Raw genomic sequence first — 24,793 nt, forward strand, 5'->3', positions numbered from 1 at the left:
GTTAACTCGGCAAGGGATTGGCTTGCTCCTGCTGAACAGGAGCGTAGCCACGGTGCTGCGCAAATTTCCATCGAAAGTCTATTAAGTCACGTGTTTTAGATCGTCAAAGCAAGGTGCTCCCGTGGTGCGCATCGCAGCTGGTCGTTGCCAGCGGCCCCGACTGGTACGTCGGTAAAGTGCAATGACCTGCGCCCGCCGGACGGCAGGTGAGATCGACGCCCTGGCGTCGATGGGTCGAACCCACCGTCGGCCGGCCGTCGACGCCGACTCTAGGCCTTTACTCGCGTATAGTGCAATATATGCACTCTGCGCCCCAGGATGAGGAGACGCCAGCCGTCCGTGGACGTCCACGGCTGACCGCGCGGCGGCGGGAGCAGACCCGCGTCGAGATCGCTGTGGAAGCTTCTCGGTTGTTCATCGAGCGTGGGCCGGCCAACACCTCGGTGGACGACATCGCGGCGGCGGCCGGGATCTCCCGCCGTACCTTCTGGCACTACTTCTCCACCAAGGAGGAGGCTGTCGCGCCGGTCCTGCTCCGGTCGCTCAATCGCACGGCCGACGCCTTCGAGCGCCGGCCCGTCGGCGAAACCCTGCTGGAGGCACTGGGTGGCGCCCTGGCCGAACTTTCCGGGACCGATCTCGATGTCGCGGAGGTCGTCGGGATCGTCGGGCTGACCCGCGAGGAGCCGGCTCTGCGCCGGGTGTGGCTGCAGGCGACCAGCGATCTGGAGGGGAGGATCGCGATCGCGATCGCAAACCGGACCGGCTCGGGTTCGCTCAGACTGGAAGTCCGGGTCCAGGCGGCGATGATCGTGGCCGCTGTCCGGATCACGGCCGAGGAGTATGCCTGGCACGGCGAGGAGTATCGCGAGCAGCTCAGCATCGTGCAGGAGACGCTGCGTCTGGTCGCCGAGGGATTCCTGCCGGACGCCGGCAGCCGGTGATCAGGCCGACGGGCCGGTCGCTAGACGCCGGGGGAGACCGGTGCCGTCAACAGGCCGACGACGGCGTCGATCAGGCCGGTCGCTGCGTCGTCCCAACTGGATCGCGGTGTGGGGGTTCCTTCGGCGAGAGCGCGTTCCCGCTCGGCCCACACGTGCACCAGCAGTTGGTGAACCATGCCCCAGCGCTCTTCCCGTACGGCGAGTGGTAGCTCGGCGAGGTGCCGGTTCTGTCCGTCGAGGATCACCAGCAGTGTGGGGGAGGTCAGGGACTCCGTGATCATGATGTCGCGCAGTTCCGGATCGGTCATCAGCTGCGCGCTGAACCGCGCGAACCACGTCGGGCTGCCGAGTGAGTCGAGATAGGCGAGGTATGGCCGAACGAGGCAATCCACCCAGTCCCGAAGGCTGGTGAAGGAGTCGGCGTCCGCCAGCCTCTGGAGGCGTAGTTGCTCGATCTGCTCGGTGTGCCTGCGCACGATCGCCTGTATCAGCGCGGTCCTGCTCCCGAAGTGGTAGCTGACCGCGGCGTTGTTGCCTTGGCCGGCGGCCTGGCTGATCTGCCGGTTGGACACCGACAGGACGCCGTACTCGGCGAACAGCCGTTCAGCGGTCGCGAGGATTCGCTCACGTGTCGCTGTGCCGCGCTCAGGCATGACGGCCTTGGTCGCGTCAGTCACGAGCCTCCTCTCGACCCCAGGGCGGAGTTGCCGCCCCGGTCAACGGAAAGATACTGCCTCGATCAAGCAGTTGGTGTGGGGCCTGGTACGCACCAGCCACGCCTATGCCTTGGGTGAGAGTCTGGGGACCGGTCCCCAGACTCATTGACAGAATCGGCTGCATGCAGATGCGACGAATTCTGGCGCCGGTTCTTGCCGTGCCGTTCCTGGGAGTGTCGGTCGGCGTTGCGCCGGCTGCGCAGGCCGCTGATCGTCCAGCGTTGAAGGTCACCTTGAGCCGGGGAAGCGTTGCCGTCTCTTCGCTCAACACGGTGCCCGTCACGGTCAGCGTAGAGGGCTCTTACGAGGACAGGGCGTCGTTGTATGTGCAGTTCAAGCGGATCAGCGGCACGGGTCCCTTGACCGAGTTTTCCTCGATGGAACTGGCGCTGGTCGAGGGCGACGGTACGCCAGGCGTATGGCGGGGTACGGCGAACGTCCCGTCCACCGCGAGCGGAACCGTCGAGGCCGCGATGGTGGACGCGCTCGAGTTCGTCGCCGGTACTGGCACCTACGACCCGGCGCCGGTGGCGGATCCGCCGAAGCTGGTGGTGGACGGCGTCCATGTCCCGAAGGTCACGTCGCTGGTGACGCCGAAGGTGGTGCCGTACGACAAGCCCTGGTCGGTGCGGTACACCATCACCGACTCGCAGACAGGTAAGCCGTACGGCACCCGGCTCAAAGCTTTGGTCGGTGAGGAAGAGCGCTGTCTGGAGAAGCGTGAAGAGACCAAGGTTTTGAGCGATACCAGCGGCAATGTCGTCCTGCCCCACGACCGCCAACCCGTCGGCGACGTCACCACCTGCTTATCCATCCCAGGGAATCCGGGATGGATAAGCCGCCTCGAGACTCCCATCTGGCGCCCCGCCGCCGTCTCGGCGGCCCCGTCGAGAACCAGTGCCCCGGTCGGAACGATCGTCCCGGTGAACGGCGCTGTCGCTTACGGTTCCGGTTGCCAGGTCGTTCTCCAGCGTCTGTACGGCGCAACTGCGTGGCGCGAGGTCGGTTCCGGCAAAGTACGTGACAGCGACCGGTTCACCCTCAACGCGCAACCGTCGTACAAGGGGAACATCTCCTATCGCGTCTACCTGCCAGGGTCAGGGTGCTACAACAAGGTCCCCGGGACGACCAAGCCCTTCGTGATTCGCGGCACCTGACTCCGGACGAGGTTCACGACGCACCGAGAACGCCGGGTGATTCAGCTCGGGGAGGTCAGGCCCGCGACCGGAAAGGCGAGCAGACCGATCATGTGGGTGTAGTCAACGAGTACGAGTTCTGGGTCAGGGCGGGTGTTCTACTCCTACTCAAGACCTGTGGCCTTGTCGGATGATCCGGGCGGTGGAACATCACAACCTGACAAGGAGAGGCGCCGATGACTCGCGCGCTGGTTGCGTTGCTGGCAGTTCAGACGGCCATGGTCGGTGTTTGGGGCTCGATCTGGCCGATGTCGTTCTATGAGGACGGTCCGTTGCCGTTTCTCGATACGGGGTGGACTGCGATGCTGCCGCCGTACAACGAGCATCTGATGCGTGACTACGGTCTGATGAACCTGGGGTTCGCGGTCGTGCTGTTCTACACGCTCGCCACGATGACCTTGTCGATCGTGCGGCTGACCATGGTGGCCTATCTGGTGTTCGCGGTGCCGCACACGGTCTTTCACCTGATGCATCTGGAGCATCTGTCGACCGGCAGTGCGACCGGCCTTGCCATCACGCTCGGCCTGACCGTTCTCCTGCCACTGCTCGTGCTGGTCCTGAGCAGGACGCAGGACCGGATGTTGGCTGGCAGCTAGCAACAAGTAAACGTGTCACAGGTCGCAGAAGGATGTTGTCTTACAGGGTATGGGACAGAACCGGCTGGGGGAGTTCATCAGGGCTCGGCGGGATTTGTTGAGTCCGGCGGATGTTGGGTTGGCTGGGCCGCGGAGTGTGCGGGCCAGTGGGTTGCGGCGGGAGGATCTGGCGACGCTGGCGGGGATCAGTGCTGATTACCTGTCGCGGTTGGAGCAGGGGCGGGAGCGGAATCCTTCGCATCGGGTGATCAAGGCGTTGGCTGAGGTTCTGCGGCTGGATGCGGAGGCTACGGAGCACCTGCATCGGCTGGCTCATCCGCCGCTGGCGTGTGATGCGTTCGGGGGTGAGGAGGTGAGCCCGGAGCTCGAGCGGATGCTGGGGGCGTGGCGGGATACGCCGGCCATGGTTGTTGGGTCGGAGCTGGACATCCTGGTCGCTAATCCGCTGGGCGCGGCTCTTTACGCTTCGGCGGGGACGCGCAACGCGCTGCTGTTCGTCTTTCTTGACCCGCAGGCGAAGGAGTTCTTCGTCGACTGGGAGGTCATCGCGCGCCGGGGTGTGGCGGCGCTGCATGCGGGTGCTGCCAGTCTGGGCGGCAACTCGGCGCGGCGGGAGGCGATCGTGGAGAGGCTGTGTGCCGAGAGCGCCGACTTCGCGCGGATGTGGGCCAAGTACGAGGTGCGGCAAACGAAGTACGAGACGATGCGCATCCGGCACCCGGAGGTCGGCGAGCTCGAGTTGGTCTACCACACGCTGCGGGTGAACGAGGCTCCCGGGCAGCTGCTCAAGGTCTATCAGGCCGAGCCCGGAAGCCTTACCGAGAAGAGATTGCGCGAACTCGCCAACCTCTAGGTCAGAGGCTGTGAACCAATCCGCCGTCGCAGCGGACAGCCGTTCCGGTCATGTACGACGAGAGGTCGCTGCAGAGGAAGGCCGCCACGTCAGCGAACTCGTGGACGACACCGAACCGGCGCATCGGGACCTCGGCGGCCTCCTCGGCCTGGATGTCGGCCGCGGGCCGGCCGGTGCGAGCGGCCTTGGTCGCTTCGACGGCGTCTCGCCGGGCGGTGCGGAAACCGCCAGCCAGCAGGAGGTTCACGGTGACGCCATCCGGTGCGACCTGGGTGGCGAGGGCCTTGAGGTAACCGGCGAGCGCGGGGCGGCCGATGTTGGACAACGCCAGCGCGGGCAGCGGTTCCACGATGTTCGTGGCCGACATGGCCAGGATCCTGCCCCAGCCACGTTCGCGCATCCCGTCCAGCACCAAGGACACCAGCCGCTGCTGTGGCCGGACCACCGAGGCGACCGCCGTACCGATGTCTTCCGTCGTCACGTCCAAGGCGGTAGCCGGCTTCGGCCCAGGACCGTTGAGAACAAGGATGTCCACCGATCCGAAAGCATCCACAGCGGCCTGGATGATCTGTTCGGGACCGCCCTCGCTCATCATGTCCACGCCGATACCGATTGCCGAGGGCAACTGTGCGGCGATCGACTTGGCCAGCTCCGCGCGGCGCCCGGTGACCACGACGTTCGCGCCTTCCGCGGCGAGTGCCCTGGCTACGCCCTCGCCCAAGCCGGAGGTGGACGCGCAGACCACCGCAGTCCGTCCGGCAATCTTCAGATCCACGAACCTGCTCCTTTGATCTTGGCGGGGTTGACCTGCCAGAGGACTTGGGTGATGCCGTTGTCCGAGGCATCAACAGTGAGGAGGGCGAAGACTTCGCCGTCCTGGCGGAGGCGTAGCGCGTGCTGGCCGTTGACAGTCACGGGCTCTGCGGAGACATCGTGCCAGACCTTGGCCGCGAAGCCGACGACCGCCGCCGCGACGGTTGCGGCGCCGTACAGGGGAACGCGGGATGCGTTGCTGGAGGTACCGCCGCTGTCGGAGTAGCTGATCACCTCGTCGGCGAGCAGCTCTTCCAGACCGGCGAGGTCACCGGCCTGGGCGGCGGCCAGGAAGCCGTCGAGCAGCCGCCGCTGTTCGGACGGCGCCACCGGAGTTCGCCGGTCCGCAGCCAGCCGCTTGCGCGCACGGCTGACCCACTGGCGAGCGGTGACCTCAGTGGTCTGGACGATCTCGGCAATCTGCCGATACGGATACGCGAAAGCCTCCCGAAGCACGTACGCCGCGCGCTCGTGCGGTGAGAGCTTCTCCATCAACATCAGTACGGCGAACTCCAGCGCAGCACCACGCTCCGCGCCCAGCTGTGGATCGGCCGAGGTGTCGACCGGTTCGGGCAGCCACGGGCCGATGTAGGTCTCGTGCCGCGCGTAGGCCGTCTTAGTGGCGTTGATCGCCAGCCTCGCGGTGGCTGTCGACAGGTACGCCGCCGGGTTCATCACCGTCGTACGATCAACAGCCTGCCAGCGCAGCCAGACCTCTTGGAGCAGGTCCTCGGCGTCACTGACACTGCCCAGCATGCGGTACGCGATCCCGAACAGCTGCGGCCGAACCTGGGTGAAGATCTCGGTCGCCTCGTGCAGCGCAGCGTCCTCCATCATGACCTTTCCGACTAGCGCAGACCCGGCTGGTCCCCGTCAACAGTTAGACAGGCCAGCCCGCCGGTTCGTGACAAGGCGAGATTCAGCGAGAGAAGTGCGTGATCACGCGGTCCAGGCGCACACCGTCGATGGTCAGATCGACCTCCTCGTTCAGGAAGGCGACCAGCCCCATCACGGGGCGCAGCGCCACCGTCGGGAAGTCGTACGACCACGCGAGGTCGGCTCGATCGCCCACTGACCAGTACTCGCCTGTGCGGCCCTTGTAGGGACACTGCGTTCGAGTCGGGCTCGGGGTCAGGTGCTCGAAGTTCACTGCATGCCGAGGGAAGTAGTACCGAGTCGGCAGCCCCGTTTCGAACACGGTCACCGTCGCGTCGGACTCAGCCAGTACGACGCCGTCCAGCTCCACCTTGACGTGCCGCGACGAGCGCATCGGGTCGACCCGGTGGTACGGGCTCCGCGGGTGCACCCAGACCTGGTCGTCCTCCTCGAACCAGGTGTCCATCGACTCCCAGTCGAAGGTGACGTGCCCAGGCACCAGGCCGTCGTCGTACCGGCGCGCTTGTCCGTGGCCGGCTTCGTGGATCCGGGCCAGGCCGCGAGGCTGCTGCTCCACCTGCCCGGTGTCTCGCAGCAGCCCGTCGGCGATGTCCGAGACCGGGATGTAGTACGCCGGGTAGCCGCGCCACTCCCACAGGTAGAGCGCATTGGTGGTGTCCACGACACAGCGATTCGCGAGCATGGCCCGGATCCGGCGCGGGACCGGCGCGGTGTGATCCACCGGCACGATCATCGGGGGGAAGTCGTTCATACCCGACATTCCAGCCGGTGGCCACGGGGACTGCCTAGGAGTTTTACTCCCTGTCTGAGAAGTCCCGGTACACCTTCTTCCGGTACGACGTGCGCAGCCGCTGCAGCAGCCAGCGGGAAATCGGCGACCGATCAGTCAGCGGCACGTCCGGTTCCAGCATCCCGAGGATGACGGGCAGCCGCCGCCACGGCAGCCCACCCACGGTGTATTCGCGGATCTCGCGCCACTCCGCGTCGCTGATGAAATCCGAGACGAACGGCAGCACTCGCCGTTCCTCGAGATCGACGTACGACGACCACACGGCCGCGAGTTTGGCCAGTACGCCGGCCAGTCGGGCGGCTGCCTCGAAGTCGCCATCCGATCGCCACCAGGACTGCAGACCTTCTGCACGGTGCCGGAGCACACCGATCTGGTCGCGCAACTCGTCCAGCTCTGACAGGTCGAGCCCGGCGCGGGCCAAGAGCTTCGGCCAGAGCAGCAACTCCGTCGCCTCGAGGTGTAGCTCCAAGAGCCGTTCCATCAGGTCCAGGTGGCCACATACGACCCGCGCCCGGGACCGCACTCTCGGCCTGATGGACAACACCAGGCCGGCCGCGACACTGAGCTCTGCACACAACAGTGTGTGCAGAGCCCGGGCGTCGCGGACATCAGCTTTGTCCGACGGCATCACTACTCGACGAAGATGTCGACCGACGGCCGCAGCTCGGCACACACGCGGAGTACGTCGTGGATCACGTGCTGCTCGAAGTCCGCGATCAGGGCCGGGTCCACGTCGCCGAGAGCGGGGTACGCGCGCTGGGTCAGGGCATAGTCGAAGCGGGGTGCCCATTTGCGAGCGCCGATCCGGGCGGTGATCGAGCAGTTGTCGACGAGGTAGGCGATCCCGCGGGCGTGCATGTAGGGATTGAGCGAGTCGACGGCCTCGATCACCGATTCGTTGGCGATCTCGGAGTACGGGTGTCCGTACTCGATCAGGGCGTCGATCTGGGCCATCATCACGCCGATGAACACGCCGGCGGTGAAGGGATCCAGCGGGATCTGCTCCGCGACGCGCTCGGCGCGGACCTGTTCACCGACGCGCCACATGCCGGCCTGGTCGATCTTGCCCAGCGGGAACCGAGCGAGCCGCCGGTTGGCCAGGACCACGCTGCGCAGTTCGTTGCCCGACTGGATCTCGTCGTAGATCTCGTGGATGAGCTCGAAGCCGAGCGGATAGCTGGCGGAGTAGCCCTCAGCGAATCGCCGTTGGCCGGCTGCGCTCAAGCGCTTGTAGACGCCGATCATCCCCTCCTGTGAGATCACGCGCGAGATCGGCCCGGTCAGCGACTCCGCGGAGTGCCGGAAGGCATCCTCATCACTCAGGCCCAGGTCACCGAAGTGCCGGTAGAGGCTCTCGACGATGCCATGCAGACCGCCGGCCAGGATGCCGCGTTCGCCGGACAGGTCCGACAGGTACTCCGACCGGAGAGTGGTCTGGAACGTGTACGGCGCTCCGAGGGCGACCGACCAGCCCAGCACGCGCTCGACGGCCCGGCCGGTGACGTTCTGGTGTACGGCGAAGCTGGCGTTGATGCCGGCGCCGTTCACCTCCTTGCCCTGCAGGTACAGCGCACGAACCGAAGCGCCCATGCCCTTGGGGCAGACCGCGACCACATCGATGTCGTCGGGGAACCGGTCGCCCATCAGCTCGAGGTGACCGAGCAGGAAGCCGTGCGACAGACCGAGCGTGGTTCCGGGCTGCAGTGCGGCGAAGATGTCCTGGTACGACTCGGCCATCGCGCCGTCCGAGATCAGCAGGACCACCATGTCGGATCCGCGGATGACGTCGTACATCTCACCGAGGGTGCCGTCCTCGGGCGTGAAGCCGGCGTCGATCGCCGCGTGCCAGGACGCCGAATCGGTGCGCAGCCCGACGGTCACCCTCCGGACCGCGCTGCCGAGCGAGTCGCGCAGGTTCTGCGCCTGCGCCGAACCTTGCGGCCCCCAGCCGATGACGCCGAGCTGATGGATACCCTCGAAGGCGGCCGGCAGCCGGTCGAACAGGTGCCGGCCACCGCGCACGATCGACTCGGTCCGGTCGCCGATCGTCAGAGTTTCCTTGTCGAAGATCTTGGTTTCGAAGTCGAGCATCGGAGTTCCTTGCTGGCAGGGGATATGTGGGCAGGCCGAAGACATTCAAACGCCCGTTGGCGGCCGGACGATAGGAGTCGCACTCCCGGTCAGAGTCGCCGTCACGAATGCCGCCCTCGGCCTTGTCTTCTCTGCGACGGCCGCCGGATCCCACCGGAGGCCCACAGTTCAAGGAGTCGTTGTGGCAGGCGAAAAAGTGAATGTCGTGCGGTACGGCACGAAGCCGGGGGCGGCGGCGGAGAACCGCGCCAAGGTCGAGGCGCTGTTCGCTCAGCTGGCAGCCGAGCAGCCGGAAGGACTGACCTACCAGTCCATCGAGTTGCCGGACGGGCAGTTCCTGCACATCTCCTCGGGCAACGGCGCGCTGCTGCAGTCGCTGAGCGCCTTCAAGGAGTTCCAGCAGGCGGGCCTGATGGACGGCGCACCGGAGATCATCCCGTCGACCGTCGTCGGCCAGTACCCCTGATCGACCTAAGCCGGCCGGCCAGGTTCGACACCTCCGAACCTGGCCGGCCGCTAGTTGCTCCAGTGCGCCTCAAGGAGAGCCGCGACCTCGGCAGGTTTCTGCAGCACCGTCCAGTGGTTGCAGTCGAGCTCGACGACATCGGCGGCCCGCAGTGATTCGCCGAGGCGGTGACCGAACTCGATCTGGCAGGCCGGATCGAGCGCTCCCCAGAAGACCACGCTCGGCGCTTGCACGTTCGCCAGCCCAGGTTCCCACTCGGCGCCCACGGTCACTGCCGATCGGTACAGCTTGAGGATGCAGTCCTTCATCACCTCGTCCACCCGACTGGCTGTTTCGGCTGCCAGTTCGGCCGGGATGTCGAAGCCGGCCACCAGTTCGGTGAGTGAGGCCGGGGTCGAGTCGGCCATGAACTGCCGGCCCTGGTCCGGGTCCTGCCAGATCTCCGCGAGGGCATGCCAGTGGTAGCCGCCGTTGATCGGTCCGTTGCCTCCGGCCCAGGTCTTGACCAGGTCGGGTCGCAGAGACGCAACGCGGGCAGTGAGGATGCATCCCCAGTCGTGGCCCACCAGATCAACTGGTTCGCCGATCGATTCCAGGCGCTGGATCAGCCAGTCGACGTACTCCTCCTTGGTCGCGCCGAAGCCGTCGGCGAGCGGAGCGCCGAAGCCGGGCAGGTCCCACGCCTGGACGTCCTGGCGGGACAGATTCCGCCGTACGGCGTCCCACAGCCGGTGGGTGTCGGGAACACCGTGGATCAGAACAGCCGGCACAGGAGCTCCCCTTCGTGACGTTTGGCCCCTCGATCCGGACGCAACCGCCCCGTTGCCTCCGGATCGAGAGCTTCCATCAACTCTGCAGCACAGCACTGAAAGGAAAGTAGGAATGGTTTTCATACCCTGGGCCGGATCGGGTCCGTGAGCATGCGACCTATGACGATGGGATATTCATGGGTCGATCGTGATCCGGTGGTCGCCCTGGTCGAGCAGCTGGAGGCCGAATTCCTCTTCCGGTCCGTGGATCCGGTGAAGGAGCTGCTGGGGATCACGACCCATCGCATCGAGGACGGTGTCGTCGTCTCGATGCGGAAGGACCTGAACGGCTGGGGGAACAGGGCGCTCGGGTTCACCTCGGTGACCGAGTCGTTGGTCGAGCGCTTGCTGGGCATCTACACCGAGGAAGTTGTTTCCGACGCCACCCTGCAGTTCGCTCCTGATCTCCTCCCGATGAACTGGCGGTCGATCGCGGCCAGGTACGGCCTCGTCATCGGTGCCGAGGACCTCAAGCTGATCGCACGGATCGACCGGACTCAGGTTGAGGTACCGGAAACGACGCTCCGGGTGGCAGAGGTGGCCCCCGCCGTCGAACACGCGGACTTCCGGTCCTTCGCTGCCTGGGAGAACGACGAAATGATTGCTCTTGGCAACCTGTTCGTTCTCGGTGACGACGGGTTGCTCACCACCACGACGTCACTGCAAGGGCGCCGGCGAAGGCGGGCCGAATCGGCCGTCGCGGCCGCGGTGATGGCGGCAGCCCGGTCGATGGGCTGCCGCCTGCTGGTCGCGGGGACGGCGGCGCCCGGGCCGGATCGGATGGCGCCGTCCCTCAACAATCTCCTCCGGCTCGGTTTCGAACCTGCCTACGTTCGCTCGGACTGGAACTGGTGCGCGTTGGCTCAGTAGTCCCAGACGGTCGGTACGAAGCGGAACGCGTTACCGGCCTTGGCTACGTGGCAGACCGACGGGAACGGCAGGTGGGTCGCTACCAGCTGATCGCCGCTGGCCGCCAGCTCCTCGAGCAGCTTGATCCGGACCCGGGCAGACTCCTCGGGGTCGTGCTCGAACCCGTTGTACCAGTTGGGGTACTCGAACCCAGGCTGGAAGACCGCGTCGCCGGCAAACGTGAGCCGCTCACCGCCGGACTCCACCCGCACGACGCTGTGCCCCGGCGTGTGACCACCTGTACGGCGAATCAGCACGCCCGGCGCAACTTCGTACTCGGTCTCGAACGGCCGCAGCTGGTCGGAGTACATATCCAGGAACCGCGTCGCCGTCGACTGCAACACCTCCGGGATCGGCGCCGGCATCACCGTCTTCGAAAAGTCAGGTGCCTGCCAGAACTCGGCCTCGGCCGAGGCCAGATGGACCTGTACGTCGGCATGCAGCCGGCCGCGGAGTCCGTCGACGAGCAGCCCGCCGATGTGGTCCATGTGCAGGTGCGTCAGCACCACGTCGGTGACGGACTTCGGCGCGATCCCGGCCGCCTCGAGCCGGAGAGCCAACTGTCCGGCCCGTGGGAATCCCGGGAACTCCGTCCCCAGGCCGGAGTCGATCAGGACAGTGCGGTCCCCGCTCCGGACCACGGCCACGTTGAGCGGCCAGTCGAGAATTTCCGGCGGCAGGAACTCGTCCTTGAGCCACGCCGCCAGGTCCGGCGCCGCGACGTTGGTCGCCATCGTGGTGGCGGTGATCGGCAGAACTCCGTCGCTGATCACCATCACGTCGATCTCGCCGACCTTCACCGCATAGCGTGACGGCACCAGTTCGTCATGCATTGCTGTGTTGCTGTTCCAGTTCACGTTCGTCTCCTCTGGCAGTCGTGCGGTTTCCAGGAAGACAAGACGCCGGTGCACTTTGTGACAGCGGATTTACGCTTTGTCACGGCGCTCAGTGCTGGATGCGAGTGTCGACCATGACATCGAGCCGGAGATCGATCAGCAACGGCCGCTCGCGCTGCTCGATCGCAACGGTCGCCTTCGCGAGGTCGGGGAGCCCACGGACGGTGACGGCTGCACCGCCGAGAGCCTGGGCAACGTCCGCCAGATCCGGCCAGTCGAACAATGAGATCGCCGGATCGAGCGCCCGGTCGCGGAACTGGATGTGCTCGGCGCCGTAACCACCGTCGTTGCACACGACAACGATCACATCGAGACGTTCCCGGACGGCCGTGCTGAACTCGGCCAAGCCTCCGTGCAGGAAGCCGCCGTCCCCAACGACCAGTACGACGGGCCGCCGCGGCTCGGCGTACGCGGCACCGATGGCAGCGCCCATGCCGGTGCCGATCGACCCGAAGTTCTGCGGCAGCACGAACGCGCTTGGATGCGCGACGCGGAGCAACGGCAACGACGTCATCATGAACCGGCCGCCGTCGGAGACCACGACGCGATCCGTCGGCAGGACCGCGTCGAGGAAGCGGAGTGCGCTGGCCGCGTCCACCGTTCCGGGGACGGATTCGACCGCCGTACTGTCCATCGCGGCCGCCGCGATCCGTTCAGCCAGCTGATCCGAGCGGAAGCCGGAGGTTGCGATCTGCCGGACGTCGAGTCGGCGCAGGATCGCCCGGGCGACTGCGGCCGGATCGCCGGCCACGACGGCGTCGTACGGGCCGAGGTGGTCTGGGCTCGCCTCGACGTGGATGATGCGTTTGCCTTCGAGCAGCTTGCCGTGGCCTGTAGTGAAGTCGTTGAGGCCTGCCCCGAAGACCAGCAGGCAGTCGGCCTCCGCGAGAGTCTGTACGGCGACTGGCGTGGCGAGGCCGCCGGTGATCCCCAGGTCGAACGGATCGCCCCGGAACAGGTCCCGCGCCTTGAGCGTCGTTGTCACCGGCGCCCCGAGACGCTCAGCCAACCGGATGAGCTCCGAGCGGGCCGGAATAGCGCCTCGCCCCGCCAGCAACACGGGACGACGTACCCCGGCGAGCAGGTCAACTGCACCGGCGACTGCGACGGAGTCCGGCTGCAACGGCTGGTACGCCGCCAGCCGGAGCGGGACCGGGCGGTACGCGATCTCCTGGAACTGAAAATCGGACGGGATGTTCAGCACCACCGGACGACGCTCGAGCATGGCGCGACGGATCGCAATCGCGAGGTCGTCGAGGACGCTGCCGGGAGTCCGGGCCTGCTCGTAGCCCGCGCCGGTCGGCAGCACGAAGTCGCGGTGGTCGACGTCCTGCGGATGGTTGCGGCTGGCAACTGGTGTGTCGCCCGCGATGACCAGCATCGGCAGCCGGCCCCGCACGCCCTCGACCAGGCCGGTGATCGTGTTGGTCAGCGCCGGCCCTTGGGTCACCGTGACCACCGCCAGATCGCCGGTGACGCTGGCGTAGCCGTAGGCCATGAACATCGCGCCGGCCTCGTGCACGGCGCCGACGTACCGGCGCTTCTGCTCGACGACGAAGCTCTGCGCGATGAACATGTTCGCATCACCGATCAGACCGAACATGACGTCGACGCCGTACTCAGCGAGCGCTTGAGCAACGGCAGCGTGGACCGCTGGCATGACAACTCCTTTCGACCGCCCACTCCCACCTTCCGACGAAGGAGCGGCTGGCCCGTAGGAGTCGCACACCCAGGTTGGTCAGCCCGCGGTCAGCCAGGCGGCGAGCGTGGTGGGGGCCAGCGTCGCGCCGGGGCTCGGCAGGAACATGTCGGCGCGGGGCACAGCCCCGAACAGTTGTGCCTTGGAGTCGACGACGACCCGCCGTACGTCGGAGCGTGCGCTCAGGAACGCACGGATCCAACTGGCAAAGGTGAGCACCTCCGGGCCTGCGTGCTCGACGAAGTCGTTGATCGGCGATCCCAGCACTCTGCGTGCGACGGCGGTGGCGACGTCATCGGCAGCAATCGGCTGGACACCAGCCGGTGCAGCGCGCACCTCACCATCGACGGTGGCAGCGTCGGCGATACCGCCGGCGAACTCGAAGAACTGCGTGGCACGCACGATCGAGTACGGCAGACCGGACTCACGAATCAGCGTCTCCTGGGCGACCTTGGCCCGCATGTACCCGAGGTCGGCCATCCGGTCGCAGCCAACCACGGACAGCGCGACATAGTGCTGCACACCGGCAGCCTGCGCAGCGCTGACGAGGTTTCCGGTCGACGTGCGAAAGAACTCCAGTACGTCGTCATCGGCGAATGACGGTGAGTTCGTCACATCGACCGCGATGTCGGCATCGGCCAAGACTTCCTTCAAGCCGGCACCAGTGAGGGTATCCACACCGGTCCGGCGGGATGCGACGGTCACCTCGTGTCCCGGCCCGGCCAAGTGGGGAACAAGCTTGGACCCGATCAGTCCGCTACCGCCGATGACGGCAATCTTCATCGTCTGCTTCCTTTCGCCTGAGATCTGGACCACTCCTCGAATGCGGTGCGGCTGTTGTCGCCCAGTGGGTAGTAGTCGGACAGACGAGCGCCCTCGTCGAGCCGCGCGCGGCTGAACCGCTCCCATTCCTCGTGGGCACTGGCCTCACGCACCAGGGCATCCGCCTGGCCGACGGGTACTACGACGGCTCCGTCGTCATCGGCGACGACGATGTCGCCGGGCAGGCAGAGCGCGCCGCCGACCGCCACCGGTACGTCGTACGCCCACGGAAACAGCTCGGATTGCGAGGCGTAGTTGGGGGTTGTGCCTGTGCACCAGATCGGTACGCCGAGCTGCCGCACCCGCCGCGCGTCGCGGATCCGGCCGTCGACGACGATCCCCGCGCCGCCGCGCTTCTTGAAGTACCGCACGAGCATGTCGCCGAGGCAGCCGGTGTAGGAGCTGCCGTAGGCCTGGATCACGAGTACGTCGCCTGGTTGCACCGACTCCAGGACGGCCCACAGCGCGGTGGTGCGCTCAATGGTTTCCTGCTCCGCGCCACTGGCGATGTCCTCGCGTTGCGGCATGAACTGCAACGTCAGCGCGGATCCCGCGATCGCCGGCTGATCAGCGACCAGTGGCGCGGGGCCGTTGATCCACGAGCGCCGGATGCCCAGTTTGTGGAGCAGCGCCGCCGAGGTCGCGGCGGAGATGCTGCCCATACCGTCGACGAGTTCGCGGGGCGCACGCCGGAATTCCTTGCCACGAACGGGCAGTTCGACGATGGATCGATTCTGGGGCGTTGTCATCGAAGGCCTTCCGAGATGGTCGAGTAGGTCTGGTGCCTGGCCGGGTACGCGCGCCGGGTCAGGCGGAACGTCGGTGTGATCTGGGTGAGCGGTGGGAGCTTGATCACGAGCTGGTTCGCGCCGACCGGGACTTGCTGCCGCTCGACCGCCGGTTCGGTGATGTCGGAGCGGCCGTGCACCGGCCCGGGCCAGCCGTCGCCCAACGTGTCGAACGTGACCTGGTCGATGCGGTCCTCACCCCAGCCACCCGCCTGTACGACGACCCTTCGGGTGCGCACCGGATCGAGGTTGACCAGCGTGAAGGTGATGGCCTCGTCGGACAGGTCCCGGACCAGAGCCGCGACACCCTCCGGCAGACCGGGCCGCTCACGCTCGTGGTCCCAGTACCGCAGCCGGGCGACCGGTAGCCCGCCGTTGTAGAGGGTGGTCGGTGCACCGAGGATCTGCTGCGACAGGATCTCGGTCGCGACCGGGTTGACCTGCTGCCACCAGTGGATGTCGTCGCCCTGGCTGAGCGTGTCGTCCTGCCGGATCAGCGCGAGCCGTTGCGAGACCTGGCCGAGTGCCATCAGCAAGCTCTGCCGAGGCTGGTCTGGATACTCACCGCGCAACCAGGCGAACCAAGCGGCCTCGTGGCCGGCTTCCTCCTTGTCGCGGAACTGCTGGACGCGGCGCCAGCGGTAGCCGGCTCGGGCGAGAGCTTGCTCCAGCCTCGATCGGTCGCCGTCGCTGCCGCTGTTCCACCAGAGCCAGAAGAGGAAGTGGATCGGCACCGGATGCCAGTCGAACCAGCCGCCGGTCGAATGCCGGTACGGCACCAGTTCGATTTCGTACTGGATGTCCTCGCCCAGGTGTGTCTCCCACCAGTGCCCGAGGGTCGAGGACTTCGGATCGAAGCGCCGTCGCCGGGCCTGTGCGAGCACGGTGTCGAGCGGCACGCGGGCGAGGTTCCAGATCGACTCGTCACCGCGGACCAGGAAGTCGTTGGTGGCAGCGATCAGGGCCGCCGAACCGACGGAGTGCAGTCCGTGCGGCCACGCCCAGCCGTAGTGGCCGCCGTACCAGTCGCCCGAGTGCAACTCACCGACCTTGCCGGCAGGGCCCACGTTGTCCGGAATCAGGCCGTCGTTGGCCTCCGCGCGCGCTCGCCACGCGTCGACGTACTCGATGATCCAGTCCCGGAACTCGGTGGCGTTGTCGTAGAGCCAGGCATTGGCGGCCAGCGAGGTGGCGGCCAGGTTCACGGCGGTGTCGCCGACGCCCATCCGCTCCTGCATCGCCTGACCCATGCGGTCGGCGTTCGCCGGTACGGCGAGGTCGTCCCAGACCCGGATTCCGGGGACGTCGTCGAGCGGCAGGCCGTACGGCTTCATCCCGAGTTGGGTGGCCGGGTAGCTCTCCCACTCCTCGCCGACCCCGGGGCGCGGGCCGCCCGAACCGTTGTGCGGGGCAACGATGATGCGGTGGCCGGGATCGTAGTTGCCGGTCGGCGATCCCGGCAGGTAGAGCCTGGCGAAGCGCAGCGCCCGTTCACGGAAGACCGGATCGGCCGGATCCGCGGCACACAAGGCATAGAAGAAGACCAGCGACTCACCCTGATGGAACCAGTCGTAACCGCGTTCGTACTCGTCGATCAGGAAGCCGCGCTCGGTGAGCTGCCGGGTGACGCCCTCCCAGTGCCGCTTGGCCGCCGTCAGGATGTCGTCCGAACCACCCAGCAGATAGAACGTCGGCCAGTTGAAGAACGGTTCGTAGAAGTCGTCCACACCGTCCCGGCCGAACATCTGCCCGTGGTAGCGCAGCCGCCCGTCCAGCCCGGTGTACTTGGCCTCGAACTCCCGCCACGCGGCCTCGATCGTGGCCATCAGATGCCGCTGCAGGACGGCCCACTCCGGTGGCTGGACGACCGGCGTACTCCCCGTGATTGTGGTCATCCCTTGAGCGCCCCCGAGGTCAGTCCGCTGATGATGTGCCGCTGCATGAAGACGAAGAACACGAACACCGGGGCGATCGCGAGCAGCAGGTTCGGATAGACCGCGGAGAAGTTCGTGGTGAACTGCCCGATCGCGGCGTAGACCCCGGTCGTGACGGTGTAGATCCCGGAGGCCGGGCCGAGGATGATCTGCGGGTTCACGAAGTCCGCCCAGACGCTGACCGCGTTCAGTACGACGACCGTCGCGATCGCCGGCCGCATCAGCGGCACGATCACCTGGAGCAGGATCCGGAGCCGGCTCGCACCGTCGATCCGGGCGGCCTCGTCCAGCTGGACGGGGATCGTCTGGATGAAGCCGGTGAACAGGAACACCGACACCGGGATCGTCAGTGTCGTCTCGAACAACAGGAAGCCCGGCACGGTCCCCATCAGGTTGATCGAGCGGAGCACGTAGACGACCGGGATCACCAGGACCTGACTGGGAATGAACAGTCCGGCCAGCATGATCATCAGTGCCACCCGATGGGCCCGACGGAGGCCGCGGGCAACGACGTACGCGGCCGGAATCGTGACGATCAGGCAGAGCAGTCCGACCCCGATGACGAAGCCTGCGGTCACCAGATAGCCGCGGACTACGTTGTACGTCGGCGCGGTCAGCGCGTCCCACAGGTAACTGGGGGAGAGGTCGACCAGGAAGCTGAACGGCCGCTCCATGATGTCCTGCTGGGATTTGAAGCTGTTCACGACCAGCAGGTAGAGCGGTGCGAGCATGATGACGCCCGCGATCGTGAGGATGCCGGTGCGGAGAACCTTCATGCGGCGACGTCCCTCTCGGCCCTGCGGCGCATCGCCGTCAGGGCAACGGTGACGACCAGGATGACGACCATCAGCAGGACGGCCTGGGCGGCGCCGTACCCTAGCTTCCCGTTCGCGAAGGAGATGGTCAGGATGTAGTACGTGATGGTCTGCGTGGTCCCGGCGGGTCCGCCCGCGGTCAGTGCGAGGACGAGCTCGTAGGTGCGGAGCAGCGAGATCATCGTCAGCACGAGATTGATGGTGACCACGGGTGCCAGCAATGCGAACTTGACCCGCCAGAACGTCTGCCACGCGTTCGCACCGTCGATCAGTGCGGCCTCCATCAGCTCGCCGGGCAGCGTCTGCAGCCCGGCGAGGTAGAGGACCATCGTGACGCCGAAGTTCGCCCAGATGATCACCAGCACCAGGCTGATGATCGCCCAGGTGGGTTCGGCCAGGAACGGGATGCCGGTGCCGCCGAGCGCATGCAGCACCGAGTTGACGGCACCGTTGCTGCCGAGGATCGCCGACCAGAGGAAGCCGATGATCACCGCGCCGATGATGTACGGGTAGAAGAGGGCGCCGCGAGCGACCGCTTTGAAGCGGCCTGGACCATCGACCAGCAGTGCCAGTCCGAGACCGAGTGCGTTGGCGAACAGTGTCCCGACGACCGCGATGACCAGCGTCACGACGGCCGCTTGGACCAGCGGCTCGTCGTCGAAGATCCGGCGGTAGTTCTCCCACCCGATGAACTCCGGGCGCGGCGTGAACCCGTCCCAGTCGGTCAGGCTCAGGTAGCCGGCGATCCCGATCGGGACCAGGATGAACACCAGCACCAGAGCCAGCGCCGGGGCGAGCATCGCGATGTCCCCGGCCGCAGGCCCCAGGCGTTTGCGTGGTCGGTCAGCGGGCATTCCCGGTCCACCACTTGTCCATTGCTGCGATCGCCTGCTCGGCGGAGTCGCCGAGGTACAGCTTCTGCAGGATCTTGGTGAGCTCGGCCGACCAGCCGCTCGGCGCGGTGTTGTCACCGAAACCGTCACCGGCGACGACCGCCCCCGGCGCGGCGTCGACGATCTTCTGGACCTCCTGGGTCAACGGCGAGGCCTGGTAGCTGAAGCCGGTCCGGAAGTTGCCCTCCGCAACAAGCTGTTTCTGTACGGCGGCCTTGTCGCTGACCAGGTACTTCACCAGCTCGAACGCCTCCGCCTTGTGCTTGGACGAATTCAGCACGCTGTACAGGTCGCCCGCCCCACCGACCTGCGGGACCGGCTTGCCGTCGAACGACGGCGCCGCGAAGACGCCGACCCCGAACTTCGGCTTGGCCTGGTCGATCGTCGGCACCGCCCAGTTGCCCATCACGTACGTCGCCGCCTTGCCGGACGTGAAGTCGACCAGCGAGTCGTTGTACTTGACGCCGTTCGCGTTCTTGGACACCAGCCCGTCGTCGATCCACGACTTGTAGACCTCGACATACCGCTTGTAGTCGCTGTTCGCGAAGGTGACCTCGCCCTTGGTGCGCTTGGAGTACCAGTTCGGCTCGTTCTGCATCACCACCGCGTTGGCCAACTGCTGGAACTGTGCCGCGGTTACCCACTCACCGGCGGTCTCCAGCGGTGTGTACCCACCGGCCTGCTTGATCTTCTTCAGTACGGCGGTGAACTCGTCGACCGTCGCCGGGGGAGCGGCGATGCCGGCCTTCTGGAAGGCATCCTTGTTGTAGAACACCAGGCTCTGAGCCTGGAAGGAGGCGCCGACCGTCCACTGCCGGCTGTCGATCTGCAGCTCCTTCGCGAACGGGGTGTCGGTGACCCACGGCTCGTTCGGAAGGGTTGCCATCACCTTGGCCTCGGCCGCGGTGGTCTGGCCGCCGAGCAGGTCCGGTTCGGTACCGGCGGCCAGCTGCTGGGTCAGGGTCTCCTGGACGTTCCCGGTGGCTGCGGTCGGTGCTTCGATCTTGACGTCGACGCCGGGATGGGCCTGCTCGAACGGGGCCACCAGGTCCTCGTAGAAGGTCACCGGAAGCGCCGGTGTCACATTTACCAGCATCCGCAGTGTCTTCTTACCGTCGGCCTCGTCCTGGCTCTCGCCACCGCAGGCCGACGCCGCGAGCAGCGCGGTCAGGGCCAGGCCGGTCGCCGAAATGACGCGGAAGCGTCGGCGCGTAGTGGTCACGATCCTCCTCCAAGGAATTGATAATCGACTATCGATTGACGATCACGGTAAGACGGGCCGGGGTTCCCGTCAACCAGGGCTGATCAGGCCTTGGGCGGGAACTTGCCTTGCCCGACGGCGTGCACGAAGAAGGCCTGGCCGGCGACCGGAGCGTCACCGGCGTCGAGCAGATCCACCAGCCGGACGTGATCCTGAGCGACCGCGTCCCAGTCGCCGGTGAAGGCCGGATCTCCGATGACGTGCTGGCTGATCAGGCTCGGCTCCATGATCGACCAGACCCGGACCAGCAGTGGGCTGGCCGCCAGCTCGACCGCTGTCCGGTGGAACTGCATATCCAGCAGCCGCAGCTCGGCGCGGTCTTCGGCGGCCGCCGCGACCACCATCTGCTCCGCGACCGTGCGCAGCCGGGACGTGTCGACGCCCTCCAGTCGCGCCACGGTTTCGGCGCCGATCTGCTCGACCGCGGCGCGCAGCTCGCGGCCGATGGTGAATTCCTCGGTGGACAGCTCGGTGACGTAGTTGCCGCGGCGCGGGAGCGAGATCACCATGCCCTCGTGGACCAGCCGTTTGATGGCGTCCCGCACCGGTGCCTGGCTGACGCCCAGGGTGCGCGCGATCTCCGACTCGACCAGCCGGCTGCCCGGCGCCTGGCTGCCGTCCAGGATGCCCTTGCGGACCAGTCCGTACACCTTGTCCGACAGCAGTTCCTGTGTGACGGATGCATCCTCGAAAGCCACCGCGCTACCCCTGTTTCGTCTGTGAGCGATCACCGATTATCGGCTATCGCGACCATTGACGCCGTACCCGGAGCAGTCTACCTTCCAATCAATAATCGATTAGCGATTGGATTGAGATGATCCTGACCCTGTTCCGCGCGGGGATCGCCGCTACCTCCGCCTTAGCGCTCAGCCTGACCGGTACGGTCGGCGTCCAGGCAGGCAGCACGAGCCACCGGACCTACTACGTCAGCCCCGGCGGATCCGATACCGCCTCCGGATCCGCGGGCTCGCCGTACCAGCACATCCAGCGGTGCGCGGAGGTGATGCAGGCCGGTGACACCTGCCTGATCGCGTCCGGCACCTATCGGGAGTCCGTCGTACCGGCCCGCAGCGGTACGGCGACGGCTCCGATCACGTACGCCGCAGCTCCAGGCGCGGACGTCGTCGTCGAGGGCACGGACCTGGTGACCGCCTGGACGAAGACTTCGGACGCTGACCTGGCGGAGCTCGCCGCCGCCGACCGCTTCCTGTCGGCGTCGCCGTTCGGTGACGCGGTCCGCGGCGGTCACATCTACCAGGCGAACGTGACACTGGACCCGAGCTTGCCGGGCAACCAGGTGTTCATGGACCGCGGGCTGAGTGTCGAGGCGCAGTGGCCGCATCCAGGGACCAACCCGATGAACCCGAAGATGGCCAAGGCCCAGACCGGAACCGTCACCAGCATCACGTCCAACCAGCTGACCCAGCCGGCCGGTTACTGGATCGGCGCCCGCTTCACGGTGCGGAACTGGTTCGTCACCGAGACCGGACCGGTCACGAGCTATTCGCCCGGCTCGCTCGAGGCATCATCGCTGCCGAACTGCATCAGCCTGAACTCTGGTGAGGGAACGCCGTTCTCACTCAGCGGGAAGCTGTCGGAGCTGGGCAGCCCGAACACGTGGTTCTACACCAAGGACACGCAGAAACTGTATGTCTGGACGCCCGACGGCGCCCCGGCCGCGCAGCACACGATCGAGGCGAAGCAGCGGAACTGGGGTGTCGACCTGTCCGGTCGCTCGTACCTGACGCTGCGCGGGATCGGTGTGCACGCGACCTCGATCCGGACGTCGGCAACGTCGACCCACAACACGATCGACGGCACGGTCGGGTCGTACCTGTCGGCGTACCTGGACGTGACCAAGGACCCCAACATGGTCGAGGACTACGACAACTGTGGCTTCCTCACTGCGGGGGAGACGACGTCCGGCATCGTTCTCGACGGGAAGTACAACACCGTCAAGAACAGCTACCTGAACTGGAGTTCCGGCAACGGGATCGCGTTGCTCGGCTCCCACAACTCGGCCGTCAACAACACCATCACGAACACCGACTACCTCGGGACGTACGCCGCCGGGATCAACCTGGTCGGTTCCAACGCCGTGATCCGGAACAATACCGTCCGCGCGACGGGCCGCAGCAGTGTGAACATCGACAACAAGGTCGCCGGCCGGAAGGTTTCCGGGTCCGACATCAGCTACAACGACCTGTCCGACTACAGCTACCTCGTCAACGACAACGGCGCCATCTACATCTGCTGCTTCGTGGACATGGCCGGCACGGACATGCACCACAACCTGCTGCACGACCCGAACCCGTTCGGTGCCTCGTTCGCTCCGGGGATCTATGCCGACAACAGCACTTTCAACGTGACACTGCATCACAACGTCGCGTACGGCAGCACCACGTACGGCGTCGCCCTGTTCAACGGCGACGGGTCGAAGGGCAACCGGGCCTACAGCAACACGTCCGGGACCGACGGCAACGCGATCACGATGTTCTCGTCGGCGTACTCGGACATGGAGGTCCGCGACAACATCGGTGACGTGGCGCCGAAGACCGGGGTTGTTGCGTCGGGCAACGTGCCGTACGCGGTCGACCCGTTGTTCACGGACCCGCTGCGCAACGACTACAGCCTGCAGCCCGGATCCCCGGCCAAGCACGCGGGGGCTTATCCGTACGGCGTGAAGCCGTGGACCGGTGGTTCGGCCCTGACCCAGACCAAGGTCGAGGCGGAGCGGTACTCGACGGGGAACGGTGTCGCCCGCCACTACGCCGGGACCGGCACGGTGATGGGCAACTTCGACGGTGGTGACTCGGTCGGTTACCGCTCGGTCGATTTCGGGGCCGGACGCAACCTCTTCGTGGCGAGCATCGGCTCGGACCCGGCATACGCGGGGAAGAAGTTCCAGATCCGGCTCGACGCCGTCGACGGGCCGGTCATCGGCACGATGTCGATGCTGTCCACCGGTGGATTCGACACCTACCGCACGCACTCGATCCCGATCACGACCACCAAGGGTGTGCACGACGTCTACCTGGTCGCGGCCTCCGACGGACCTGGCATCGGCAACCTCGACTGGTTCGCGTTCGCCACGCCAACGCGCTGACCAGAACTGTCACAAGTCGGCGGCCAGGCCGGTCTTAGCTGAGTACTGGCCGTCGACGAAGTGGAAGTGATCTGTGTGGCAGTAGGCGAGAGTCCATCCGTACTGGATGACGCTGTGCTGGCTTGGGGGCTCGCGGGCGACTTCACCAGTGCTTTTGCCGAGGTGAACGGGACCACGCTGCACTACGTCGCCGGCGGCCAGGGCGAACCGCTTCTGCTGTTACCCGGCTGGCCGGTGACGTGGCGCGAGTTCCGCCACGTCATGCCCCTGCTGGCCGAGCGGTACCGCGTGATCGCGGTCGATCTGCGCGGGATGAACCTGTCGGGTAAGCCGGCTACCGGCTACGACAAGAAGACCATGGCGCGCGACATCTTCGAGCTCGTCCGGCACCTGGGCTACTCGAAGGCCAACATCGCCGGGCACGACATCGGCTCGATGGTCGCCTTCAGCTACGCGATCAATCATCCCGAGGCGATCAGCAAGCTGGCCATCATGGAAGTCGGCCATCCGGACTCCAGTCTGTACGACCTGAAACTGCTTCCGTACGACGGCGCCCCGAACCTGTGGTGGTTCCCCCTCAACCAGCTCCGTGGCCTGCCTGAGCAGCTGCTCGCGGGGCGGATGCAGTTCGTCGTGGACCACGTCTTCGATACGCATCTCGTCGACCGGGGCAAGGTCGACGTACAGGATCGGTTGGCGTATGCGCGTGCCTACGACAACGCCGAGGCGATCCGGGCCGGGAACGGCTGGTTCCAGGCCTTCGATCAGGACGTCGCGGATTTCAAGGCCTACGACAAGGTGACGGTGCCGATGCTCGGTCTTGCCTCACCGGCGAACTTCGCGGGCGTCCAGCAGGCCTGGCCACAGTTGGGTACGGATGTCCAGGTGGCCATGATCGACGGCACCGGCCACTTCCTGCCGATCGAGCAACCGGAGGCAGTGGCGCGGGCGCTCACCGACTTCTTCGGCTGAGGATCTCAGCGGGCCAGGCCGGGGGTCCCCGCGTGCTGGAAGACGACGAGTTGCTGGCCGGTGAGGTCGTCGACGCCGAACACCTGGAAGTTGAGACGCAGTACGCCGACTTCCGGATGCCGCAGCCGGATCACTCCGGATGCCCGCGGGTCCTGCTTGCTGTGAGACCACAGCGAGCGGAACTCGGTGCTGGTCGCGCTCAACTCGGCAACCAGGATTCTGAGCGGTGCGCTGCGCGGGTTGTTGGTGGCGGTCGCACGAAGTCCGGCGATGGTCGCGCGGGCGATCTGCGGCCAGTCCGGGAGGAAGTCCCGGGCTGCCGGGTTGCCGAACACGAAGCGCGCGAGATTCGTCTCGTGGGCGACGCGACCGTACAGCCGCTCGGCGGTCAGGTTCATGGCGAGGACCTCGAGCTGCGGATCCAGGACGACCGCCGGGTGGTAGCGCCAGGAATGCATGAGCTGCAGCAGCTCTGGCTGAACTGGTGCGTCGATCACATTCAGTTCCCTCATTGGCCCAACCTAGGG

General features: G+C 66.4%; 25 protein-coding genes. 8 read left to right on the forward strand and 17 right to left on the reverse strand.

Going from position 1 to position 24,793, the window contains the following annotated elements:
* Positions 1-299: 299 nt before the first annotated feature.
* A complete protein-coding gene (locus E1261_RS00885; protein ID WP_132400170.1) occupies positions 300-944 on the forward strand; it encodes a TetR/AcrR family transcriptional regulator in 645 nt (214 codons plus the stop codon).
* Positions 945-964: 20 nt separating this feature from the next.
* Here E1261_RS00885 and E1261_RS00890 read toward each other — a convergent pair whose 3' ends face one another.
* Complete coding sequence (locus E1261_RS00890) at positions 965-1,621, reverse strand: TetR/AcrR family transcriptional regulator (protein WP_238175934.1); 657 nt, start codon at positions 1,619-1,621, stop codon at positions 965-967.
* 161 nt (positions 1,622-1,782) lie between these two features.
* Here E1261_RS00890 and E1261_RS00895 point away from each other — a divergent pair, with 161 nt between their 5' ends.
* The 3 genes from E1261_RS00895 (at position 1,783) to E1261_RS00905 (ending at position 4,305) form a co-directional block, all read left to right on the forward strand.
* Positions 1,783-2,817 (forward strand): hypothetical protein, encoded by a 1,035-nt coding sequence (locus E1261_RS00895; protein ID WP_132400172.1) that lies wholly within the window; start codon positions 1,783-1,785, stop codon positions 2,815-2,817.
* Between the two features lie 215 nt (positions 2,818-3,032).
* On the forward strand, positions 3,033-3,452 hold the full coding sequence (locus E1261_RS00900; protein ID WP_132400175.1) for a hypothetical protein: 420 nt from the start codon (positions 3,033-3,035) through the stop codon (positions 3,450-3,452).
* 49 nt (positions 3,453-3,501) lie between these two features.
* On the forward strand, positions 3,502-4,305 hold the full coding sequence (locus E1261_RS00905) for a helix-turn-helix domain-containing protein (RefSeq protein WP_132400178.1): 804 nt from the start codon (positions 3,502-3,504) through the stop codon (positions 4,303-4,305).
* A gap of 1 nt (position 4,306) precedes the next feature.
* On the opposite strand, the gene E1261_RS00910 is transcribed toward E1261_RS00905, so the two are convergent.
* From E1261_RS00910 to E1261_RS00930, 5 genes are all read right to left on the reverse strand, one after another.
* The gene (locus E1261_RS00910; RefSeq protein ID WP_132400181.1) at positions 4,307-5,080 is read right to left on the reverse strand and encodes an SDR family oxidoreductase; all 774 of its coding nucleotides are present in this window, start codon (positions 5,078-5,080) and stop codon (positions 4,307-4,309) included.
* Positions 5,071-5,955 (reverse strand): sigma-70 family RNA polymerase sigma factor, encoded by an 885-nt coding sequence (locus E1261_RS00915; RefSeq protein WP_238175935.1) that lies wholly within the window; start codon positions 5,953-5,955, stop codon positions 5,071-5,073. The genes E1261_RS00910 and E1261_RS00915 overlap by 10 nt, the downstream gene beginning before the upstream one ends.
* A gap of 82 nt (positions 5,956-6,037) precedes the next feature.
* Complete coding sequence (locus E1261_RS00920; protein WP_132400184.1) at positions 6,038-6,766, reverse strand: DUF427 domain-containing protein; 729 nt, start codon at positions 6,764-6,766, stop codon at positions 6,038-6,040.
* A gap of 43 nt (positions 6,767-6,809) precedes the next feature.
* Positions 6,810-7,433, reverse strand: coding sequence for a hemerythrin domain-containing protein (locus E1261_RS00925; protein WP_132400187.1), 624 nt, complete (start codon positions 7,431-7,433; stop codon positions 6,810-6,812).
* A gap of 2 nt (positions 7,434-7,435) precedes the next feature.
* A complete protein-coding gene (locus E1261_RS00930; protein ID WP_132400190.1) occupies positions 7,436-8,896 on the reverse strand; it encodes a ketol-acid reductoisomerase in 1,461 nt (486 codons plus the stop codon).
* Positions 8,897-9,077: 181 nt separating this feature from the next.
* On the opposite strand from E1261_RS00930, the gene E1261_RS00935 reads away from it, so the two are divergent.
* Entirely contained in the window at positions 9,078-9,362 is a 285-nt protein-coding gene (locus tag E1261_RS00935; protein ID WP_132400193.1) for a hypothetical protein, read from the forward strand.
* A 50-nt stretch (positions 9,363-9,412) separates the two neighbouring features.
* Here E1261_RS00935 and E1261_RS00940 read toward each other — a convergent pair whose 3' ends face one another.
* Complete coding sequence (locus E1261_RS00940; protein WP_202874233.1) at positions 9,413-10,132, reverse strand: alpha/beta fold hydrolase; 720 nt, start codon at positions 10,130-10,132, stop codon at positions 9,413-9,415.
* Between the two features lie 159 nt (positions 10,133-10,291).
* Here E1261_RS00940 and E1261_RS00945 point away from each other — a divergent pair, with 159 nt between their 5' ends.
* The gene (locus tag E1261_RS00945; RefSeq protein WP_132400199.1) at positions 10,292-11,041 is read left to right on the forward strand and encodes a hypothetical protein; all 750 of its coding nucleotides are present in this window, start codon (positions 10,292-10,294) and stop codon (positions 11,039-11,041) included.
* On the opposite strand, the gene E1261_RS00950 is transcribed toward E1261_RS00945, so the two are convergent.
* The 9 genes from E1261_RS00950 to E1261_RS00990 all read right to left on the reverse strand — a co-directional run bounded on the left by E1261_RS00950 (position 11,035) and on the right by E1261_RS00990 (position 20,886).
* Positions 11,035-11,937 carry an MBL fold metallo-hydrolase gene (locus tag E1261_RS00950; RefSeq protein ID WP_202874234.1) on the reverse strand — a complete coding sequence of 301 codons (903 nt, stop codon included), beginning with the start codon at positions 11,935-11,937 and terminating at the stop codon, positions 11,035-11,037. The genes E1261_RS00945 and E1261_RS00950 overlap by 7 nt on opposite strands.
* A gap of 88 nt (positions 11,938-12,025) precedes the next feature.
* Positions 12,026-13,636 (reverse strand): thiamine pyrophosphate-binding protein, encoded by a 1,611-nt coding sequence (locus tag E1261_RS00955; RefSeq protein ID WP_132400202.1) that lies wholly within the window; start codon positions 13,634-13,636, stop codon positions 12,026-12,028.
* 78 nt (positions 13,637-13,714) lie between these two features.
* Positions 13,715-14,458 (reverse strand): SDR family oxidoreductase, encoded by a 744-nt coding sequence (locus tag E1261_RS00960; protein ID WP_132400205.1) that lies wholly within the window; start codon positions 14,456-14,458, stop codon positions 13,715-13,717.
* A complete protein-coding gene (locus E1261_RS00965; protein WP_132400208.1) occupies positions 14,455-15,246 on the reverse strand; it encodes an RraA family protein in 792 nt (263 codons plus the stop codon). The genes E1261_RS00960 and E1261_RS00965 overlap by 4 nt, the downstream gene beginning before the upstream one ends.
* Positions 15,243-17,180, reverse strand: coding sequence for a DUF8034 domain-containing protein (locus E1261_RS00970; protein WP_132400211.1), 1,938 nt, complete (start codon positions 17,178-17,180; stop codon positions 15,243-15,245). Before E1261_RS00970 ends, E1261_RS00965 begins: the two co-directional genes overlap by 4 nt.
* Positions 17,177-17,995, reverse strand: coding sequence for a carbohydrate ABC transporter permease (locus E1261_RS00975; protein WP_132400214.1), 819 nt, complete (start codon positions 17,993-17,995; stop codon positions 17,177-17,179). Before E1261_RS00975 ends, E1261_RS00970 begins: the two co-directional genes overlap by 4 nt.
* On the reverse strand, positions 17,992-18,888 hold the full coding sequence (locus E1261_RS00980; RefSeq protein ID WP_132400217.1) for a carbohydrate ABC transporter permease: 897 nt from the start codon (positions 18,886-18,888) through the stop codon (positions 17,992-17,994). Before E1261_RS00980 ends, E1261_RS00975 begins: the two co-directional genes overlap by 4 nt.
* Positions 18,878-20,149: an ABC transporter substrate-binding protein gene (locus E1261_RS00985; protein ID WP_132400220.1), complete on the reverse strand. Its 1,272-nt coding sequence runs from the start codon at positions 20,147-20,149 to the stop codon at positions 18,878-18,880. Before E1261_RS00985 ends, E1261_RS00980 begins: the two co-directional genes overlap by 11 nt.
* A gap of 83 nt (positions 20,150-20,232) precedes the next feature.
* Positions 20,233-20,886 (reverse strand): GntR family transcriptional regulator, encoded by a 654-nt coding sequence (locus tag E1261_RS00990; RefSeq protein WP_165952295.1) that lies wholly within the window; start codon positions 20,884-20,886, stop codon positions 20,233-20,235.
* Between the two features lie 116 nt (positions 20,887-21,002).
* On the opposite strand from E1261_RS00990, the gene E1261_RS00995 reads away from it, so the two are divergent.
* Together E1261_RS00995 and E1261_RS01000 are read left to right on the forward strand one after the other, a co-directional pair.
* On the forward strand, positions 21,003-23,294 hold the full coding sequence (locus tag E1261_RS00995) for a carbohydrate-binding protein (protein WP_132400226.1): 2,292 nt from the start codon (positions 21,003-21,005) through the stop codon (positions 23,292-23,294).
* Between the two features lie 75 nt (positions 23,295-23,369).
* Complete coding sequence (locus tag E1261_RS01000; protein WP_202874235.1) at positions 23,370-24,266, forward strand: alpha/beta fold hydrolase; 897 nt, start codon at positions 23,370-23,372, stop codon at positions 24,264-24,266.
* Between the two features lie 5 nt (positions 24,267-24,271).
* Here E1261_RS01000 and E1261_RS01005 read toward each other — a convergent pair whose 3' ends face one another.
* Complete coding sequence (locus E1261_RS01005) at positions 24,272-24,778, reverse strand: MmyB family transcriptional regulator (protein WP_132400232.1); 507 nt, start codon at positions 24,776-24,778, stop codon at positions 24,272-24,274.
* Between the last annotated feature and the right edge of the window lie 15 nt (positions 24,779-24,793).

Origin of the sequence: Kribbella albertanoniae, assembly GCF_004348455.1 — a bacterium.
In the GTDB taxonomy this organism is placed as follows: Bacteria; Actinomycetota; Actinomycetes; order Propionibacteriales; family Kribbellaceae; genus Kribbella; species Kribbella albertanoniae.

Excerpts from the sequence above, each read along its gene's own strand:
- E1261_RS01005 (WP_132400232.1), bottom strand. The coding sequence starts at position 24,778 with ATGAGGGAACTGAATGTGATCGACGCACCAGTTCAGCCAGAGCTGCTG.
- E1261_RS00970 (WP_132400211.1), bottom strand. The coding sequence starts at position 17,180 with ATGACCACAATCACGGGGAGTACGCCGGTCGTCCAGCCACCGGAGTGG.
- E1261_RS00920 (WP_132400184.1), bottom strand. The coding sequence starts at position 6,766 with ATGAACGACTTCCCCCCGATGATCGTGCCGGTGGATCACACCGCGCCG.
- E1261_RS00905 (WP_132400178.1), top strand. The coding sequence starts at position 3,502 with ATGGGACAGAACCGGCTGGGGGAGTTCATCAGGGCTCGGCGGGATTTG.
- E1261_RS00900 (WP_132400175.1), top strand. The coding sequence starts at position 3,033 with ATGACTCGCGCGCTGGTTGCGTTGCTGGCAGTTCAGACGGCCATGGTC.
- E1261_RS00915 (WP_238175935.1), bottom strand. The coding sequence starts at position 5,955 with ATGATGGAGGACGCTGCGCTGCACGAGGCGACCGAGATCTTCACCCAG.
- E1261_RS00930 (WP_132400190.1), bottom strand. The coding sequence starts at position 8,896 with ATGCTCGACTTCGAAACCAAGATCTTCGACAAGGAAACTCTGACGATC.
- E1261_RS00955 (WP_132400202.1), bottom strand. The coding sequence starts at position 13,636 with ATGCCAGCGGTCCACGCTGCCGTTGCTCAAGCGCTCGCTGAGTACGGC.
- E1261_RS00980 (WP_132400217.1), bottom strand. The coding sequence starts at position 18,888 with ATGCCCGCTGACCGACCACGCAAACGCCTGGGGCCTGCGGCCGGGGAC.
- E1261_RS00995 (WP_132400226.1), top strand. The coding sequence starts at position 21,003 with ATGATCCTGACCCTGTTCCGCGCGGGGATCGCCGCTACCTCCGCCTTA.
- E1261_RS00945 (WP_132400199.1), top strand. The coding sequence starts at position 10,292 with ATGACGATGGGATATTCATGGGTCGATCGTGATCCGGTGGTCGCCCTG.
- E1261_RS00975 (WP_132400214.1), bottom strand. The coding sequence starts at position 17,995 with ATGAAGGTTCTCCGCACCGGCATCCTCACGATCGCGGGCGTCATCATG.
- E1261_RS00925 (WP_132400187.1), bottom strand. The coding sequence starts at position 7,433 with ATGCCGTCGGACAAAGCTGATGTCCGCGACGCCCGGGCTCTGCACACA.
- E1261_RS00895 (WP_132400172.1), top strand. The coding sequence starts at position 1,783 with ATGCAGATGCGACGAATTCTGGCGCCGGTTCTTGCCGTGCCGTTCCTG.
- E1261_RS00965 (WP_132400208.1), bottom strand. The coding sequence starts at position 15,246 with ATGACAACGCCCCAGAATCGATCCATCGTCGAACTGCCCGTTCGTGGC.
- E1261_RS00885 (WP_132400170.1), top strand. The coding sequence starts at position 300 with ATGCACTCTGCGCCCCAGGATGAGGAGACGCCAGCCGTCCGTGGACGT.
- E1261_RS00960 (WP_132400205.1), bottom strand. The coding sequence starts at position 14,458 with ATGAAGATTGCCGTCATCGGCGGTAGCGGACTGATCGGGTCCAAGCTT.